The following is a 15,181-nucleotide window of genomic DNA, read 5'->3' on the forward strand; positions in this document are numbered from 1 at the left end:
GCAATAGGCCCGCCTCGTTAACCTTCCAACATGGAAAAACCTTATCAACTGGGGCTTGCCCTCTCGGGCGGCGGAGCACGCGGCATTGCGCACATTGGCGTACTTCAGGCGCTGGAAGACCACGGTATCAAGCCGGAGATACTCTCCGGTACAAGCGCCGGGGCTATTGTGGCTGCCCTCTATGCTTCCGGCAAATCACCCGTTGAAATCCTGACACTAGTCAAAGAGGCCAGCCTGTTCAAGTTCTTCAAAGTGGGGCTGCCCTATGCGGGCCTGACCAAGCATACCTATTTGCAGGAGCGCCTCAAAGAAACAATAGCAGAGGACAGCTTTGAATCCCTGCAGATTCCTTGCTTTATTACGATCTCAAACCTCAACACAGGAGCTTGTGAAATAAGGAGCAGTGGGCCGTTGTTTGATGTGGTAGCGGCGTCTTCTGCCATTCCATTGATCTTTAAGCCTGTGGAAATTGACGGGCAGCATTATGTAGACGGAGGGCTGCTTGAAAATATGCCGGTGGCAGCTATTCGCGAACAGGCCAGTTTTGTGATCGGGGTGAATGTTATGCCAACGCTGATTGCTGAAAATAGCGAAGTGAAAAATGTATTCGGCATCGCCCAGCGTTGCTTCGATTTATCCATTTTAGCCAATACCCAACCCAGTATTGATTTATGCGATCTGCTCATCGAACCCGAGGGCATTCGGAAATATACCATCCTGCACCTCAATAAATACCAGGAAATTCACGATATCGGCTATGCGGCTATGAAGGCTAAAATACCGGAATTGGAAGCGGCCCTGTCTGCGAAAAGTGCTAATTAAGGAAGACCGACTGCTCTTCAACTTCGCGAATGTTTACCTCAATGTCCTCCATGAGCGTAGTGGCCAAAGATAGGCCCACGTAGTCCACCCGGATAGGAAAGGTCTTGTGGGTACGGTCAATCAGCACCGCAACTTCCACTTTCTTCGGCAGTACTGACATAAGTGGTTGGGTAGCGTAGAAGATCGTACGGCCGGTATTGGCCACATCGTCTATGATAATAATCGTCTTCCCTTCGAGCTCCTGTGCCGGCATTTCGAGTTTGACGCCTTCCTTTAGCGGGGCTGCCGGGTTAAGGCGGATGCGGCTAAGCGTGATATGCTGATCAGTGATAGGCAGGAGGGCCTGCATTAGCATTTGGGCGAACTCCATGCCATTATTGTTAATGCCAATCAGGATGAGCTCTGATTCCTCAAAGTTATCTTCCAAAATTTCGATAGCCAGGCGCTTGACTTTCTGTTGAATCTGGCTTTGGTTGAGTATCTTCATCTTTGATCAGCATTTGTCTCAAAATTAGTGAAATACACCACATTCTGCCTGACGGAGGATCACTTTTTAGTAAAGAATCGGAAATATGGCTATATTTCCGCAGGGATACATTATTTTAGCGAAAATTCGCTGAGCAAAGAATTGAGCTTATGGTACAACAAATCGCCTTCATCCTGATAAGTGCAGTCGCTGTTGGCATTGCAATGAAAGCTTTTGGTAAAGTCCGACGGAATATTTTCCTGGGGCAGGACGAGGCCGTCACCGGTGATACCGGGCAACGCTGGCGCAACGTGCTCCTGATAGCCTTTGGCCAAAAGAAGATGTTTAAGCGTTGGATTCCGGCGGTTCTGCATTTTATTATCTATGCGGCTTTTGTGGTTACCCAAATCGAGCTTATTGAGATTTTCATTGATGGCGTTATTGGGGAGCACCGCTTTTTTGCTGACAAGCTTGGGGGCTTCTATACCTTCGTCATCAGCTTTATTGAGGTCCTGTCTTTACTGACTTTCTTCGCCACCTTTATCTTTCTGGCCCGCCGGAATCTGCTCAAAATCCCACGCTTCAAAAAGCCGGAGATGAAAGGCTGGCCCAGCCTGGATGGTAATCTGATCCTTATTTTTGAGATCATCCTGCTCATTGGCATTTTCACCATGAATGGCACGGATGTGGTGCTGCAGCAAATGGACCCGGAGCATTTCAAAGATACCGGTACGCTGGCCGTCAGCAGCTGGCTCGGACCGGCATTGTTCGGCGGCATGAGCGAAGGTACATTGATCATCCTGGAAAGGGTAGGGTGGTGGCTCCACTTTGCGATGGTACTGACCTTCCTCAACTACCTGCCGTACTCCAAGCACCTGCACATTCTGCTGGCTTTCCCGAATACCTACTACGCCCGCCTGAAGCCCCGGGGCGAGATGGACAATATGGAGGAAATCACCAAAGAGGTCCGTAGCATGATGGATCCCGAGGCGGCTTTCGATGAGGCGGATATGAGCGAAGAACTGCCCGAGTTTGGTGCCAATGATGTATTTGGATTGAGCTGGAAGAACGTCATGGATGCCTATAGTTGCACGGAATGTGGGCGATGCACGGCGGTTTGCCCAGCCAATATCACGGGCAAAAAACTGTCTCCACGGAAGGTGATGATGGACATCCGCGACCGGGCAGAAGAAATTGGCCGCAATCTGGATTCCGGTTCTGAAGAATTTGCAAAAGACAAGAGCCAACCGCTCAGTAAAGATAATTACGACGACGGGAAGTCATTGTTGGATTACACCACACCGGAAGAATTGCACGCCTGCACGACCTGCAACGCTTGTGTAGAGGCCTGTCCGGTCCTTATCAACCCGCTCGATCCGATCCTGAAAATGCGCCGGTACGAGATCCTCACCCTTTCTCAGGGCCCGCAGGACTGGCTGCCGATGTTCAACAGCCTGGAAAACAGCGGCTCCGCCTGGTCTATTCCGGACGACCGTGACAAATGGGCAACGGAAGCGACGAAAGAAGCGTAACCGGATCATAAAATCAGCAAGAAAGAAAAGCAATAAAAATATGAGTGATCTCCGCATACCAAGGATGGCAGAACTGGCAGCAGAAGGCCGGGAACCGGAAATTTTATTCTGGGTGGGCTGCGCCGGGAGCTTCGACAGCCGGGCACAGAAAGTCACGGTGGCCTTTTGCAAAATCCTCAATGCCGTTGGTGTTGATTTCGCCATTCTGGGCAACGAAGAAAGTTGCACCGGTGACCCCGCCCGCCGCGCCGGCAATGAGTTCCTCTTTCAGATGCAGGCCCTGCAAAATATTGAGGTGCTCAACATGTACAATGTAAAGAAAATGGTGACGGCCTGCCCCCACTGTTTCAATACCATCAAGAACGAGTACCCGGCACTGGGCGGCAACTACGAGGTGGTCCACCACACTCAGCTGCTACAGGAGCTCATCAACGAGGGCCGCATCAAAATGAAGGAGGGCGGTGAATTCAAAGGCAAGCGCATCACCTACCACGATTCCTGCTATATGGGCCGCGTGAATGGCGTGTACGAAGCCCCGCGCGAAGTGCTGCAAACCCTCGATGCCGACCTGGTGGAAATGAAGCGCTGCAAGTCCAACGGCCTGTGCTGCGGTGCCGGCGGTGCCCAAATGTGGAAAGAAGACGAGCCCGGCAATAAGCGCATCAACATCGAGCGTGCCGAGGAAGCCCTGGAAACCGGTGCCAAAGTCGTAGCCGCCAACTGCCCCTTCTGCCTGACGATGATGGGCGATGGCATCAAAGCTAAGGACAAGCAGGAGGAGGTGATGGTCTATGATTTGGCGGAGTTGATCTTAAACAATATGGAGGATTAGCATACAGGGTGAATCCTCACTGATTACTCATGCTGGATTTAACTTATTAAGAGCGTGTTGGGACTTTAGTAATCGGTCTGTAAACTGCACTTTTTCGCTTGTACTTCGCCCCGAAAATCCTCATTTAGCTTAGGCTAAACTCCGGTTTTCGGGTCTCGTCTAACCAAAAAATTGCTAGTTTTCGACTAGAAGACCAAAATCCCAACACGCTCTAAGCCTGGAATTGCTACTGTTATAGTTGGTTTCTGTAATGATCCTGGTCAATGAACCGGTAATCTATGATGTAATCTGGGGAAAGATGGCTGAAATCTTTATCTGTAGCTAGGGCAAACCCACCAAATTAAGTTTTCATGAAAACGGGCGATGAAGGCTCTCGGGCATTGTGATTTAGTTTGTTCTTCGCCTCAAGCCGGCGGGCTTTCACTTTTTTCCCGGTTTACCGGGACCAAAAAGTGAACAAAAACGCTAGAAATTCGCAAACTCCTCCGTCAAACATGCAATTTCGGCAGCCGCCACCCGCTCTTACGTGTTCCGCGACACGTTCCAAGCGTGCTCCAATCGCATTCAAATTTTGGTGCGTTTGCCCTAAAAGAAAATTGATACATCATGGAAAAGATATTCTTAATACTGTTAGTAATAGTTAGTCTAGCTTCCTGTAAAAAGGACAATGGGTCAAATGTTAATCCTAATTCAGGTCAATTAGCATCATTGGAAGTGGATCCGCTACTCCCTTTTTTACCTTTAGAAAATATGGAAGGTGTTACAAGGGTTGTATTCGAAGATGCTATGGGTGAGGAAAAAGTCTATGATATTGAAATAACAAAAAAAGCTATTGATAGAGAGGTGAACTCTGTAGAGTATCAAGCAGATCAAATTGCTATTCTGTATTCTAATCCAGATGATTTTTATACTATTGCTGTAACAGCGAGTGGTAATTATTCATCGGTAACTGCTTCTAACTTGTACATACAAGCAATAGTAAACCAGACATTAGTGCCTTGTTCCTTATCTATAAATGAGCAAGGACAACCAAATTTTGCGTTCTTTTACGAACAAAAAGATTTATTAGGCCAATCTTTTAGTAATGTGTTTTCCAACATGTTCCATGATAAAGATAGTGCCTTCGGAGAATTATATTACAACTTCGAACACGGCATCATTGGATTCAGAGATGAGAATGGGAATCTATTTGTGTTCAAGGAATATAAAAGCTAAATTTTGGGATCAGGAATCAAAAGGAGATATAAAACAACAGCGAGACACTAAGTAATATTAAGATGATATCCGTGTCTAAAAGATATTTCATAGGGGCAACATTAATCAGCAATGTCTGCTAACAACTCGTCAATATCTCCTTCAATACCAATTTGATCTGCTAACTGTTTGAAGGTTGTATAATCGAGAGGCTTGTAGGGCTGTTCCTGATCAATATCTGCTAAAGTAACCTGAGTGCGTATTGAACATATAGCAGATTCAAGTTCCTTCTGTTTTTTGAAGTCTTGATCTGCCGCCTTATTTATGGCATACTCAACTTTATCCAAGGTCTGTTTATCCTCGATAGCCATAATGTACTCAATAAGCCGGTACTTTTTATCTCTTAGGTCTATAGTCATAAGGCATTTTACTAGTTTATCTCTTATGTCGACTGAATAACAAATTAATGAAAGGGTAGCGTTCCATACTTTATGTAGTTTGGTGTCTGGATGAATTAATGGTTACTCTAAAATAAGGAAAATTTCCTAATGCAGTCTCACTTTAAAAACCGCATTGCTTCCTTTACCATCCGCTCAGAGCCAATGACCAATGGCACGCGCTGATGCATATCCACCGGAGCAATCTCCATGATACGCTGCCCATTGCCAAAGGCGAGCCCGCCGGCCTGTTCTGCAATAAATGCGAGCGGATTGCATTCGTACAGTAGCCGAAGCTTGCCTTCCGGATACACACCGGGCGTGGCAGGATAGAGGTAGATGCCCCCCTTGATCAGGCTGCGGTGAAAGTCGGCCACCAACGAACCAATGTACCGCGCGGTATATCCTTCTTGCTTGCAATGATTCAGATATTGCTGTACGGTCTCACTATATTTGAAATAGTGGCTTTCGTTAATGGAGTAAATATTACCCTCCTCGGGGAATCGCATCTTGGGGTGGGACAAATAAAACTCCCCCAGCGAGGGGTCGTAGGTAAAGCCATTAACGCCGTGCCCCGTCGTGTAAACCAGCATAGTCGAAGAACCGAAGAGTACATAACCGGCGGCGACTTGTTCATGCCCGGCTTGCAGCGCATCTGGTTCAACCTCAGGGGAGGTGCCTACATCCGTCTTTCTGCGGTAAATGCCGAAGACGGTACCAATGGGTACATTGACTTCGATATTGGAGGAGCCATCAAGGGGGTCCATAGCGATTACGTATTTGGCATCATTCTTTCCGGTCAGTACCAGTTCTTCCTTTTCCTCAGAAACGATACAACAGACCTGACCACCCATTTTTAGTGCCCGCACAAAGCGGATGTGCCCGACGATATCCAGCATTTTTTGATCTTCGCCCTGAACGTTCTCCACACCTGCCATACCTGTTATGTCTCCGAGCCCCGCCCGGTTAATCTCCCTGCCTAATATCTTGGCAGCCAGAGCAATATCTCTGAGTAAGCGGGATAGGTCGCCCGTAGCGTAGGGGAACTGATCCTGATTAAGGTCGATCCAACGGTCAAGGGTGGTGCCAACCGGAGCGCTTAGCGCTTTGATTTTTTCGTTCATGCTTTTTTCTCAAGATAAATAAAAAGCAACCAACTGTCCACCATTTGCAGTGTTCTAATATTCAAATGCTTTCCTTAAGTTTGGAAATAAAACAAATCAAACATGACTCTTTCCGACACCACTCGTCTTTGGGTATACCAAGCTAACAAGCCCTTTCCCGCACAAGCAGTGCCTGAAATCAAAACCACGCTGCAAAGTTTTGTGCAGCAATGGGTCAGCCACAACCGGCAACTGAAGGCAGGTGCAGATGTACTGCACAACCGCTTTGTGATTCTTATGGTCGACGAGAGCCAGGCAGATGCCAGTGGATGTTCTATTGACTCCTCTGTGCATTTCCTGAAACAACTGCAGGCTCAATATGGTGTTGATCTGTTCGACCGTATGTATTTCAGTTATCAGGCAGGGGACGAGGTGCACACGGTTAGCCGCGAAGAATTCGTTGAGCGGTACGCTAATGGTGAGATTAATGATAAAACGTTGGTGTTCGATACGCTCGTGGAGTCTAAGGCCGCCTTTGATAAGGGCTGGCTCAAGCCGCTGAGCGAGAGCTGGCACGCGCGATTGGTATAATTTCCACCTGCCTTGATAGAAAAAGCACGGCGCTTTGGCTAAGGCGGGTTATTTTGGCAAGTGCAAAACAACAGATTTGCAATACGCATGATCGGACGAGTCAAAAAGTGGTTAGGCATTGAAGGGGTGAAGCTGGAGCTACTGCTGCCGGAGCAGTTGGAGCGTGGAGAAGGTTTGCTCTGCGGGCGGGTCCGCTTGCAGTCGCTCAACCCGCAGGTCGTTCGACGTATCCGTATCATCCTTATCGAGCGTTACAGCCGTGGCCGGGGTAAAGACAAACTGGTAGACGAGTACGAACTCGGGCAGGTGCAACTCGACCACCGGCTGGAGGTCCTGCCTGGAGAAACCCGTGAGCTGCCTTTCGAGCTGCCCTTTGAGCTGGTGCAGTCTAATATGGATGGCTTTGGGCGCCGCAATTTGTTGTTTGGTGGTTTGGCGAAAGCCGCTAAAGCCATCAATGCAGTAGGTTCTGAGTTCCGCGTGGAAGCAGAAGCAGAAGTGGAGGGCGTTGCCCTGAACCCCTTTGACAAGAAAGCCATCGCCATAAAAGGATAAGCCATCACCATGATTGTACTGCGTATCATCTACGAAGCTATCGGCCAAGCCTGGCAGCAGCTGTACTCCAACCGCTTGAGGAGCCTGCTTTCCCTGCTGGGCATCTCTATTGGTATTTTTTGCATCATCGGTGTACTATCGGCGGTGGACTCCCTGGAGGACAACGTCCGGGGTAGCCTGGATAAACTGGGCAGCGATATCGTTTATGTCAAGAAGTGGCCCTGGGCAGATGTGAGCGGCGCCTGGTGGAAGTACATCAAACGGCCCAACCCTGACCATGCTGACTACGAGGTGATCAACGAAAAAGCCAAGACTGTTGACATGGCATCCTTCCATGTCGTTATCGGGTTCAAAAGCGTTCGTTTCAAGTCCAATAACGTTGAAAATGCCGTCCTGATCGGTGCCTCTCTGGAGTTTGCGGAGATGTTTCAGATCGATTTTGAAAGGGGGCGCTACTTTTCGCCTTCCGAGTACCACTATGGCAGCAATAAAATCGTGATCGGTGCCGTGGTTGCAGAAGAACTGTTTGGAGAAATTGACCCTATTGGCCGCACCATTAAAATGATGGGGCGGAAATATGAGGTTATCGGCGTGATCGAAAAGGCAGGCGATGCCCTGCTCAATCCACTGGATTTTGACGACTGCCTGCTCGTTTCCTACAATAACGCCCGCGGGCTGGCAAACCTCAAAGCCCGGCAAATTTTTGATACGACCGTCAATGCGAAAGCAGCGCAGGGGGTGAGCATGCAACAAATGAAAGATGAAATCAAAGGCATACTGCGAGCCCACCACCGCCTGGCACCAAAGGTGGAGGATAACTTCGCTCTCAATGAGCTATCTATGATCTCCAGTGTTTTTGACAGCTTCTTCGGTATACTCAACCTGGTGGGTATTGTCATCGGTTTATTTGCGATGCTCGTGGGTGTCGTCAGCGTGGCCAACATCATGTTCGTTTCCGTCAAGGAGCGGACCAACCTGATAGGGGTCAAAAAAGCACTGGGCGCCAAACGCATCGTCATTCTCCTGGAATTCCTGATCGAGTCCGTCGTACTGTGTTTTATCGGTGGCCTCGCCGGGCTGGGGTTGATTTACGGAATCATTTCAATCCTCTCGAATGTCATCGAATTTGAAATGTACCTGTCCTTTGGGAATATGGTATTGGGCGTAGTGGTCTCCGTTCTGGTCGGGGTTATTTCCGGGCTGATCCCTGCCATACAGGCCTCCCGTATGGACCCGGTTGAGGCCATGCGGCAGTAACAGTAACGGAGAGCACTAGTATAACCTATTTCCGTACCTTCAGATAAGCATCCTCCAGTCTTGACAGGGGAACGTATCCTCTTGCCAGGACAAAGAGTTGTCCTTCGTGCTCTAAAAATACAGAGGGAAACCCGGTGACACCCAGCTCAGAAGCGCGCTGAAACTCTTCCCGGGCGTACTGTAGATTTTCGGTACGTTTCATTTCGGCGACAAACGCATCAGAGTCCAGTCCAAATTCAGCAGCCAATGGCCCATAGGCCTCATAATCAACCGGTTTGATTCCATCGTAATAAATGGCTTTTTGCAAGCGGGCAGCAAAGAGGATGGCCTGTTCGGGCTGGTGTTGTTTGAAGACCGCAAGAGCTACGGCGGGGGGGATAGAAGTGAAAATAGCAGAGCCCTCCTGTAAGACGCCCTCCAAAAAACCTTTCCCGAAAGTGACTCCGGTAGCCCGCTCCACATCTTTGTATGCCTGACTGATATAACCGGCTACTTCTCCTATCGGGCCAATACGGCCACCCGTGATCATGCCTCCGGAGATGACCTCGACCTCCAGCTCTTCCTTATGATTATTGTGAAATTCGGTAATGACGGGTGAAAAGCCATAGCACCAGCCGCATAGGGCATCATAAACATAGACTAGTTTCATATTGTCTTGGTTAGTTTGTTGACCATGAGCGCAACTGCTGCAGAACAGGACCAACGCAAAAATGAAAATCCGCATAGCGTTTTAGGTACATTAAGCTACCGGAGCGCATTTTGGTTTTGGCAACACCAACTAACAATTTTGTAAGGAAGCCCACCCGAAGGTTAGATTCGCTTTGAGACAGGTGATCATTGAAAAACCCCACTCACGTACAAGGTAAATGAGTGGGGTTTGGTTTAGAAGGACCCATGTTGCGAGTCGTAAGCAATAAGCCTGAAATCTCTGGCCGATGCCCTTAAGGCTTCACCTCCCGGTTCTTCACATACTTATCCAACCAGGCATCCTGCTCGTACAGCATATGCATGATGGATTCTTTGGCGCGGTAGCCATGGCTTTCGTGCGGCAGCATGACCAAACGTGCTTTTCCGCCTAAGCCGTTGATGGCCTGGTACATCCGTTCGCTCTGCAGTGGGAAAGTGCCACTATTGTTATCGGCTTCTCCGTGAATCATCAGCAGGGGCTCGTTGACCTTGTCGGCATGCATGAAGGGGGACATGGTGTAGTAAACCTCCGGTGCATCCCAGTACGTCCGTTCTTCGCTTTGGAAGCCAAAGGGGGTCAGGGTCCGGTTGTAAGCCCCGCTGCGTGCAATGCCCGCTGCGAAGAGGTCAGAATGAGCCAGCAGATTGGCCGTCATAAAGGCGCCGTAGGAATGCCCGCCCACGGCAATACGGTTGCGATCAGCAATACCTTGCTCTGCCAATACATCAATAGCAGCTTCGGCATTGCCCACGAGTTGCTCCCGGAAGAAGTCATTCGGTTCTTCATCTTCCTCACCCACGATAGGCATGGCTACCCGGTCGAATACCGCATATCCCTGCGTAAGCCAGTACAGCGGGGAGCCCCAATAGAGGCGTACAAACTCATAGGGTGAGCCCTGCACCTGCCCGGCATCGCCTTTGCTTTTGAACTCTCTCGGGTAAGCCCACATGATCACCGGCAGTGCCCCGTCTGTCTTTGGGTCGTAGCCTTTTGGTAAATACAGGTCTCCCTGCAGGTCCAGCCCGTCTTTGCGTTTGTACTGTACAACCTGCTTCTCGATACCGGCCAGGCCAGGGTAGGGGTGATTAAAGTTAGTGATGGCATTCATCTCCCCGGTCTTCCAGTTGCGGATGAAGTAGTTGGGCGGATCTTCCGGTGACTCGCGCCGGGTTACGGCCAGCCCTTGCGCTGCATCTAGGATAAACACAGGCGACTCATAGTAAGGGGCCTCCGAGCGCCACAGCTCAGTGGCCTCTTTCGACTTCAGGTTGAATGTGCGGATAAAGGGGCGGTTGCCTTCCTGCGAAGCCCCCTCGCCGGTAAGGAAGAGGGTTTGGCCATCATCTGCCATGAGCAACACCTGTTCGCCGTAGTCGTTGTAAGTGGTTTCGAAGCTACCGGGGTCGCTGTAGCGGTCCTGATAGCTCCGGTCGAAGAGTACCGTTTTGCTTTTGGGCTGGCCAGGGGTGAAAACACTGGTCTTGAGTTTCCGCGTGGCCCACCAGTATTCATAAGCGATAGCCGTAGAGGTATTCCCCCACACAATACCGCTGAAGCGAAGCTCAAAGTCCAGCCCGGCCTCAATACTGCCGTCTTGGAATGGTGCCGTCCAGTAAAACAGCCGGTCACGGACGGCTGTTTCCCGTTCCGGGTCACCGCCGTCCTGCGCTTCTACCCAGTATAAGGTAGCTGGTTGGTCGTCTCTCCAGCTGATACGGCGCTTGCCCTCGGCCACGGCTCCAAACCCCTTAGGTAGTTGCTCAATCAGGGGCTGCTCATTGATCAATTTGACCAGGTTGCCCTTCAGGTCGTACACTTCTGTTGTGGTGGGAAAACGGTAGTAGGGCACCAGGTAGGAAAATGGGCGGTGGATGGTCTCCACCAGAATGTACTGATCGTCGGGTGAAGGGCTCGCCCCGGCAATCATCCCTGCTTCTGCAAAAGCCTTAGCGGTCTCGTCCTGCAGGTTGAGCATCACGAGCTCAGCAGTGGTATAGTATTCGAATAAGTCTTCATCGTAGGCATTCTCGAGCAAGTCCTGATAGGTGCGCAGGGTTGTTTTTTGACCCGCAGACTCCTGAGTGATAGGGCCCGTTGGCACAAGGCGTTCCTGAGGCAGTGCCTCCCGGTCTTCAGGCAAGAGTTTGACCAGTATTTGCGCACTGCCAATCCAGTCGTAGGGCATACCGCCCATAGCATCGTTAACGCGAGGCCCGGTAATTGCTTTTGCAGACTTGCCGGCAACAGTCCCTGCCCAGAGTGCAATACCGGTATTGGTAGTGATGGTGAAGGCAAAGCGTTGGCCATCCGGCGACCAGCTCAGGTTCTCAATTTGAGCGTCATTGGGCAGGCCTGAAACCGCAAAGGTCCGGCCACTTTCCATGTGCTTCAGCGTTAGCCCGGAATAGCTGTAGCTGCGGCTGCTGCCGTTGGTGCGGGGGTTCATTCTCAAACCAGCCAGTCGGAGTTCAGGTTGTGCCAGCTCTTCAATTGAGGGATAGCCCGGCCGTTCCATCAGCATCATCCAGTCTCTGGTGCTGTTGATGCGCAGCGCAGGAGGAAGTGGCGCGTTAGCCAGGTCGGCAATCGCTTTCGGCGGCATTTGGTAGCCTGAAGGGGCTTGTGCCGATAGTGTGGCAGATAATAGGAGAAGAGCAATAACCCATATATGGTTTTTCATAAAATCAGGTTTGGTTTGGTACATGATGCGTGTTGGGATAGTCGAAAACTAGCAGTTTGCAGACCGGTTACTATAATCCCAACTCGCTCTTAATTCTTGAAACTGACCTTAAATATCGTAAAAAACTGAAAGAAAGATACTCTGCGGTTGGCATTGTCTGGGCTTTGGCGGCAAAGTGATAAAGGTCACATACCGCTTTGAGAAAAGTCACTAAACCCCATCCGGTTAGTGGGATATCTTTACATCAACAAAAAATGAAAGAGATATGAAAAACCTGCTATTGAACTTACTCGCACTACTGATTGCGGTTTCACTTTCCGGGCAGGCCTACGAGGTGGAAGATTTTGAGATGACCGTATCTGGAACTTCCACCTTGCACGATTGGACATCGGATATTACCAAGATAAATGCAGAGACATCTATCGACTGGGAAAATGGCAAGGTAGGCAACATCAGAAACTTGTCGGTGACTGTACCCGTTGAGAGTATTATCAGTACCAAAGGCCGGATTATGGACGGCAAAACCTGGGATGCCCTCAAAAAAGACCAACACCCCAACATCACCTTTAAAGCAAGCGCTGCGGATGTGAAATGGGTTGACGGTAACTACCTGATCACCGCCAACGGTAAGCTTACGGTAGCCGGACAAACCAAAAACGTCACCCTCAAAGCCAACGGAAAGCCGGTAGCCAATGGCGGATTAGTATTCTCCGGCAGCTACGACATCAACATGCCTGACTATGGAATGGAACCTCCCACTGCACTGATGGGCTCCATCAAAACCGGTGAAAAAGTCACCATTGAATATAGTGTCAGGATGCAGCCTTCCAACGGCAATGCCGGCCTGGACCGGTAAGACTTAAAGATTCATCTGGATTTTCTCGAAAAACAGCGCCCTTGCTAACAGGACTTCTGACCGGGATCGTCATGCCCGGTCCTGCCTGAACGGTGCGTGTGTTAGCGATTCACATAAAACAACCACGTTAAAACCTACTCGACATGAAATTATTCAAAGCATTATTCAGCCTTATCGCTTTGTTAGCGGCAACCTCACTTATCGCCCAGCAGGCAAAGATCGACAACCTCCGCCCTTACGATCAGGAAGGGGTGAATGAATTTGAGTACCTCAAAAAAGACAACCTCGATTTTGAGGGTGTTAAGGTCCGCATCGGCGGCAACTTCGCTCAGCAATTTCAGGGCCTGAACCACACCAATACACTCATGGATGTGGATGGCGATGGCCAAAACGACAACGAACTATACAGCCTGAAGCCTGGCTTTAACCTGGCAACAGCGAACCTGAACATTGATGTAGAACTGGCAAAGGGCATCCGCCTAAACCTGGTTACTTACCTGTCTTCCCGCCACCACCCGGAAGCATGGGTGAAAGGCGGCTTCATTCAGGTTGATGACTTATCCTTCCTCAACAGTGATTTTGCCGATAAGCTGATGGAAAACATTACCGTCCGCGCCGGCCACATGGAAATCAACTACGGTGATGCCCACTTCCGCCGCACCGATAACGGTAACGCCATGTACAACCCATTCGTTGGCAACTACATCGTAGATGCTTTCAACACGGAGATAGGTGGTGAAGTCTACTATAAGAAAGATGATATGTTTGCAATGCTGGGAATCACCGGTGGTGAAATCAACGGCAACATTACAGAACCGAACACCAGTGATGTGGACGAAAACGATAAGCGTGCTCCGTCTATCATTGGTAAAATCGGATACGACGGGCAGGTGGCTGAGAATGTACGCCTTCGGGTTACAGGTTCTGCTTACCACACTGCAAGCTCTGCCGTAAACCACCTCTACAGTGGTGACCGTGGCGGCTCCCGCTACTACCTCGTGATGTCTCCTCCCGGTGCCGGTGCAGGCGACCGCGGTATCTTCTCTTCCGGCCGTTACAGCCCGGGCTTTACCGACGAAGTGACCGCTTTTATGGGCAACGTATTCCTGAAAGCAGGCGGACTTGAATTCTTCGGTACTTACGAAATGGCAAGCGGCCGCAACTGGTTTGAATCTGATAAGCGCAATATGACTCAGGTTGCTGCGGATGTACTGTACCGCTTTGGTAAGAACGAAGACTTCTACCTTGGTGCACGCTACAATACCGTTAATGCTGATGTAGCTGGTGGCGATGCCGTTACCATCAACCGTTACCAAATTGGCGGTGGCTGGTTTGTGATCGACAACATCCTGCTGAAAGCTGAATACATGAATCAGGATTACCTCGATTTTGCACCTGGTACCTTGCTTTCTGATGGCAACTTCAACGGCCTGATGATCGAAGCCGTAGTTGGCTTCTAATGAAGAAAAGAACGTAGAGTCGAAAGACGAGCATAATTTTGATAAACAGGCTCCCGGCCGGCGCTCTTTTGCCAGCCGGGAGTGTTTTTTTTAAGCAAAATCCAAGCCATGCGTTACCCTATCCAATCTGCACTTTTGTTGATAACCCTTGCATTCCTTTTTTCTGGTTATGCGAGCCGGGAGCGCGCCTACATTCTTAAAGAGTCAGAACTCACCCTCACCGGAGCATCTAATGTCAAGCCTTTCTCTTGTGATTGTGAGCAGGACTTTGAGCCCGTTTACTACGAGTTGTCCCGGCACTGCGATGGGCACTATATTTTCAAAAGTACAAGGCTCCGGGTACCGGTCCGCACGTTGGACTGTGGCAACCGGATCATGAATAAAGACTTGTACGAAGCATTGAAAGCAGAGACCTATCCTGAGATTGTCATTCAGCCCAGGGAACTGCACCTGCCCTTGTCTTTAGGCCCTCAGTCCGGGTGGGTGGACTTTACAGCCGATGCTACAGTGAGCCTTGCCGGGCATATCCAAAAAATAACACTCCCTGTCCGGGCCAAATATGTTTCTGAATCTCAGTTCCGCATACAGTCCAGTAAAACTCTTTGTATGCTGGATTTTGGTATCGCGCCACCCACTGCGATGGGCGGTTTGATCCGGGTGGAGGAAGAGATTGATATCCATTTCAATTTGCTGGTGGAGACGCGGTAG

General features: G+C 49.8%; 15 protein-coding genes. 10 read left to right on the top strand and 5 right to left on the bottom strand.

The window, feature by feature from the left end; translation table 11 throughout:
• Positions 1 to 30: 30 nt before the first annotated feature.
• Positions 31 to 822, top strand: coding sequence for a patatin-like phospholipase family protein (locus RIC19_RS15925; protein ID WP_350179334.1), 792 nt, complete (start codon positions 31 to 33; stop codon positions 820 to 822).
• On the opposite strand, the gene RIC19_RS15930 is transcribed toward RIC19_RS15925, so the two are convergent.
• Positions 815 to 1,309: a phosphoribosyltransferase family protein gene (locus RIC19_RS15930; RefSeq protein ID WP_350179335.1), complete on the bottom strand. Its 495-nt coding sequence runs from the start codon at positions 1,307 to 1,309 to the stop codon at positions 815 to 817. The genes RIC19_RS15925 and RIC19_RS15930 overlap by 8 nt on opposite strands.
• A gap of 149 nt (positions 1,310 to 1,458) precedes the next feature.
• On the opposite strand from RIC19_RS15930, the gene RIC19_RS15935 reads away from it, so the two are divergent.
• The 3 genes from RIC19_RS15935 (at position 1,459) to RIC19_RS15945 (ending at position 4,867) form a co-directional block, all read left to right on the top strand.
• Positions 1,459 to 2,820, top strand: coding sequence for a 4Fe-4S dicluster domain-containing protein (locus tag RIC19_RS15935; RefSeq protein WP_350179336.1), 1,362 nt, complete (start codon positions 1,459 to 1,461; stop codon positions 2,818 to 2,820).
• 40 nt (positions 2,821 to 2,860) lie between these two features.
• Positions 2,861 to 3,652 carry a (Fe-S)-binding protein gene (locus RIC19_RS15940; RefSeq protein ID WP_350179337.1) on the top strand — a complete coding sequence of 264 codons (792 nt, stop codon included), beginning with the start codon at positions 2,861 to 2,863 and terminating at the stop codon, positions 3,650 to 3,652.
• Between the two features lie 606 nt (positions 3,653 to 4,258).
• Positions 4,259 to 4,867, top strand: coding sequence for a hypothetical protein (locus RIC19_RS15945; protein WP_350179338.1), 609 nt, complete (start codon positions 4,259 to 4,261; stop codon positions 4,865 to 4,867).
• Positions 4,868 to 4,968: 101 nt separating this feature from the next.
• Here RIC19_RS15945 and RIC19_RS15950 read toward each other — a convergent pair whose 3' ends face one another.
• Positions 4,969 to 5,265 carry a hypothetical protein gene (locus RIC19_RS15950; RefSeq protein ID WP_350179339.1) on the bottom strand — a complete coding sequence of 99 codons (297 nt, stop codon included), beginning with the start codon at positions 5,263 to 5,265 and terminating at the stop codon, positions 4,969 to 4,971.
• Positions 5,266 to 5,402: 137 nt separating this feature from the next.
• Positions 5,403 to 6,407 carry a class 1 fructose-bisphosphatase gene (gene fbp, locus RIC19_RS15955; protein ID WP_350179340.1) on the bottom strand — a complete coding sequence of 335 codons (1,005 nt, stop codon included), beginning with the start codon at positions 6,405 to 6,407 and terminating at the stop codon, positions 5,403 to 5,405.
• 102 nt (positions 6,408 to 6,509) lie between these two features.
• On the opposite strand from fbp, the gene RIC19_RS15960 reads away from it, so the two are divergent.
• From RIC19_RS15960 to RIC19_RS15970, 3 genes are all read left to right on the top strand, one after another.
• Complete coding sequence (locus tag RIC19_RS15960; protein WP_350179341.1) at positions 6,510 to 6,977, top strand: hypothetical protein; 468 nt, start codon at positions 6,510 to 6,512, stop codon at positions 6,975 to 6,977.
• A gap of 87 nt (positions 6,978 to 7,064) precedes the next feature.
• On the top strand, positions 7,065 to 7,532 hold the full coding sequence (locus RIC19_RS15965) for a sporulation protein (protein ID WP_350179342.1): 468 nt from the start codon (positions 7,065 to 7,067) through the stop codon (positions 7,530 to 7,532).
• Between the two features lie 9 nt (positions 7,533 to 7,541).
• Positions 7,542 to 8,789 carry an ABC transporter permease gene (locus RIC19_RS15970; protein WP_350179343.1) on the top strand — a complete coding sequence of 416 codons (1,248 nt, stop codon included), beginning with the start codon at positions 7,542 to 7,544 and terminating at the stop codon, positions 8,787 to 8,789.
• Positions 8,790 to 8,814: 25 nt separating this feature from the next.
• Here the strand turns inward: RIC19_RS15970 and RIC19_RS15975 are convergent, their stop codons facing one another.
• Together RIC19_RS15975 and RIC19_RS15980 are read right to left on the bottom strand one after the other, a co-directional pair.
• A complete protein-coding gene (locus tag RIC19_RS15975) occupies positions 8,815 to 9,438 on the bottom strand; it encodes a DsbA family protein (protein WP_350179344.1) in 624 nt (207 codons plus the stop codon).
• A gap of 292 nt (positions 9,439 to 9,730) precedes the next feature.
• A complete protein-coding gene (locus tag RIC19_RS15980) occupies positions 9,731 to 12,157 on the bottom strand; it encodes an alpha/beta hydrolase family protein (protein WP_350179345.1) in 2,427 nt (808 codons plus the stop codon).
• Between the two features lie 265 nt (positions 12,158 to 12,422).
• On the opposite strand from RIC19_RS15980, the gene RIC19_RS15985 reads away from it, so the two are divergent.
• From RIC19_RS15985 to RIC19_RS15995, 3 genes are all read left to right on the top strand, one after another.
• The gene (locus tag RIC19_RS15985; RefSeq protein ID WP_350179346.1) at positions 12,423 to 13,013 is read left to right on the top strand and encodes a YceI family protein; all 591 of its coding nucleotides are present in this window, start codon (positions 12,423 to 12,425) and stop codon (positions 13,011 to 13,013) included.
• A gap of 143 nt (positions 13,014 to 13,156) precedes the next feature.
• A complete protein-coding gene (locus RIC19_RS15990) occupies positions 13,157 to 14,473 on the top strand; it encodes a hypothetical protein (protein ID WP_350179347.1) in 1,317 nt (438 codons plus the stop codon).
• A 108-nt stretch (positions 14,474 to 14,581) separates the two neighbouring features.
• The gene (locus RIC19_RS15995) at positions 14,582 to 15,181 is read left to right on the top strand and encodes a hypothetical protein (RefSeq protein WP_350179348.1); all 600 of its coding nucleotides are present in this window, start codon (positions 14,582 to 14,584) and stop codon (positions 15,179 to 15,181) included.

The sequence above is a fragment of the Phaeodactylibacter sp. genome, from assembly GCF_040219495.1.
Lineage (GTDB): Bacteria > Bacteroidota > Bacteroidia > Chitinophagales > Saprospiraceae > Phaeodactylibacter.

Bases quoted from the DNA above. Each gene is read 5' to 3' on its own strand.
- RIC19_RS15945 (WP_350179338.1), top strand. From the start codon at position 4,259: ATGGAAAAGATATTCTTAATACTGTTAGTAATAGTTAGTCTAGCTTCC.
- RIC19_RS15940 (WP_350179337.1), top strand. From the start codon at position 2,861: ATGAGTGATCTCCGCATACCAAGGATGGCAGAACTGGCAGCAGAAGGC.
- RIC19_RS15925 (WP_350179334.1), top strand. From the start codon at position 31: ATGGAAAAACCTTATCAACTGGGGCTTGCCCTCTCGGGCGGCGGAGCA.
- RIC19_RS15930 (WP_350179335.1), bottom strand. From the start codon at position 1,309: ATGAAGATACTCAACCAAAGCCAGATTCAACAGAAAGTCAAGCGCCTG.
- RIC19_RS15965 (WP_350179342.1), top strand. From the start codon at position 7,065: ATGATCGGACGAGTCAAAAAGTGGTTAGGCATTGAAGGGGTGAAGCTG.
- RIC19_RS15960 (WP_350179341.1), top strand. From the start codon at position 6,510: ATGACTCTTTCCGACACCACTCGTCTTTGGGTATACCAAGCTAACAAG.
- RIC19_RS15950 (WP_350179339.1), bottom strand. From the start codon at position 5,265: ATGACTATAGACCTAAGAGATAAAAAGTACCGGCTTATTGAGTACATT.
- fbp (WP_350179340.1), bottom strand. From the start codon at position 6,407: ATGAACGAAAAAATCAAAGCGCTAAGCGCTCCGGTTGGCACCACCCTT.
- RIC19_RS15995 (WP_350179348.1), top strand. From the start codon at position 14,582: ATGCGTTACCCTATCCAATCTGCACTTTTGTTGATAACCCTTGCATTC.
- RIC19_RS15935 (WP_350179336.1), top strand. From the start codon at position 1,459: ATGGTACAACAAATCGCCTTCATCCTGATAAGTGCAGTCGCTGTTGGC.
- RIC19_RS15990 (WP_350179347.1), top strand. From the start codon at position 13,157: ATGAAATTATTCAAAGCATTATTCAGCCTTATCGCTTTGTTAGCGGCA.
- RIC19_RS15985 (WP_350179346.1), top strand. From the start codon at position 12,423: ATGAAAAACCTGCTATTGAACTTACTCGCACTACTGATTGCGGTTTCA.
- RIC19_RS15975 (WP_350179344.1), bottom strand. From the start codon at position 9,438: ATGAAACTAGTCTATGTTTATGATGCCCTATGCGGCTGGTGCTATGGC.
- RIC19_RS15980 (WP_350179345.1), bottom strand. From the start codon at position 12,157: ATGAAAAACCATATATGGGTTATTGCTCTTCTCCTATTATCTGCCACA.
- RIC19_RS15970 (WP_350179343.1), top strand. From the start codon at position 7,542: ATGATTGTACTGCGTATCATCTACGAAGCTATCGGCCAAGCCTGGCAG.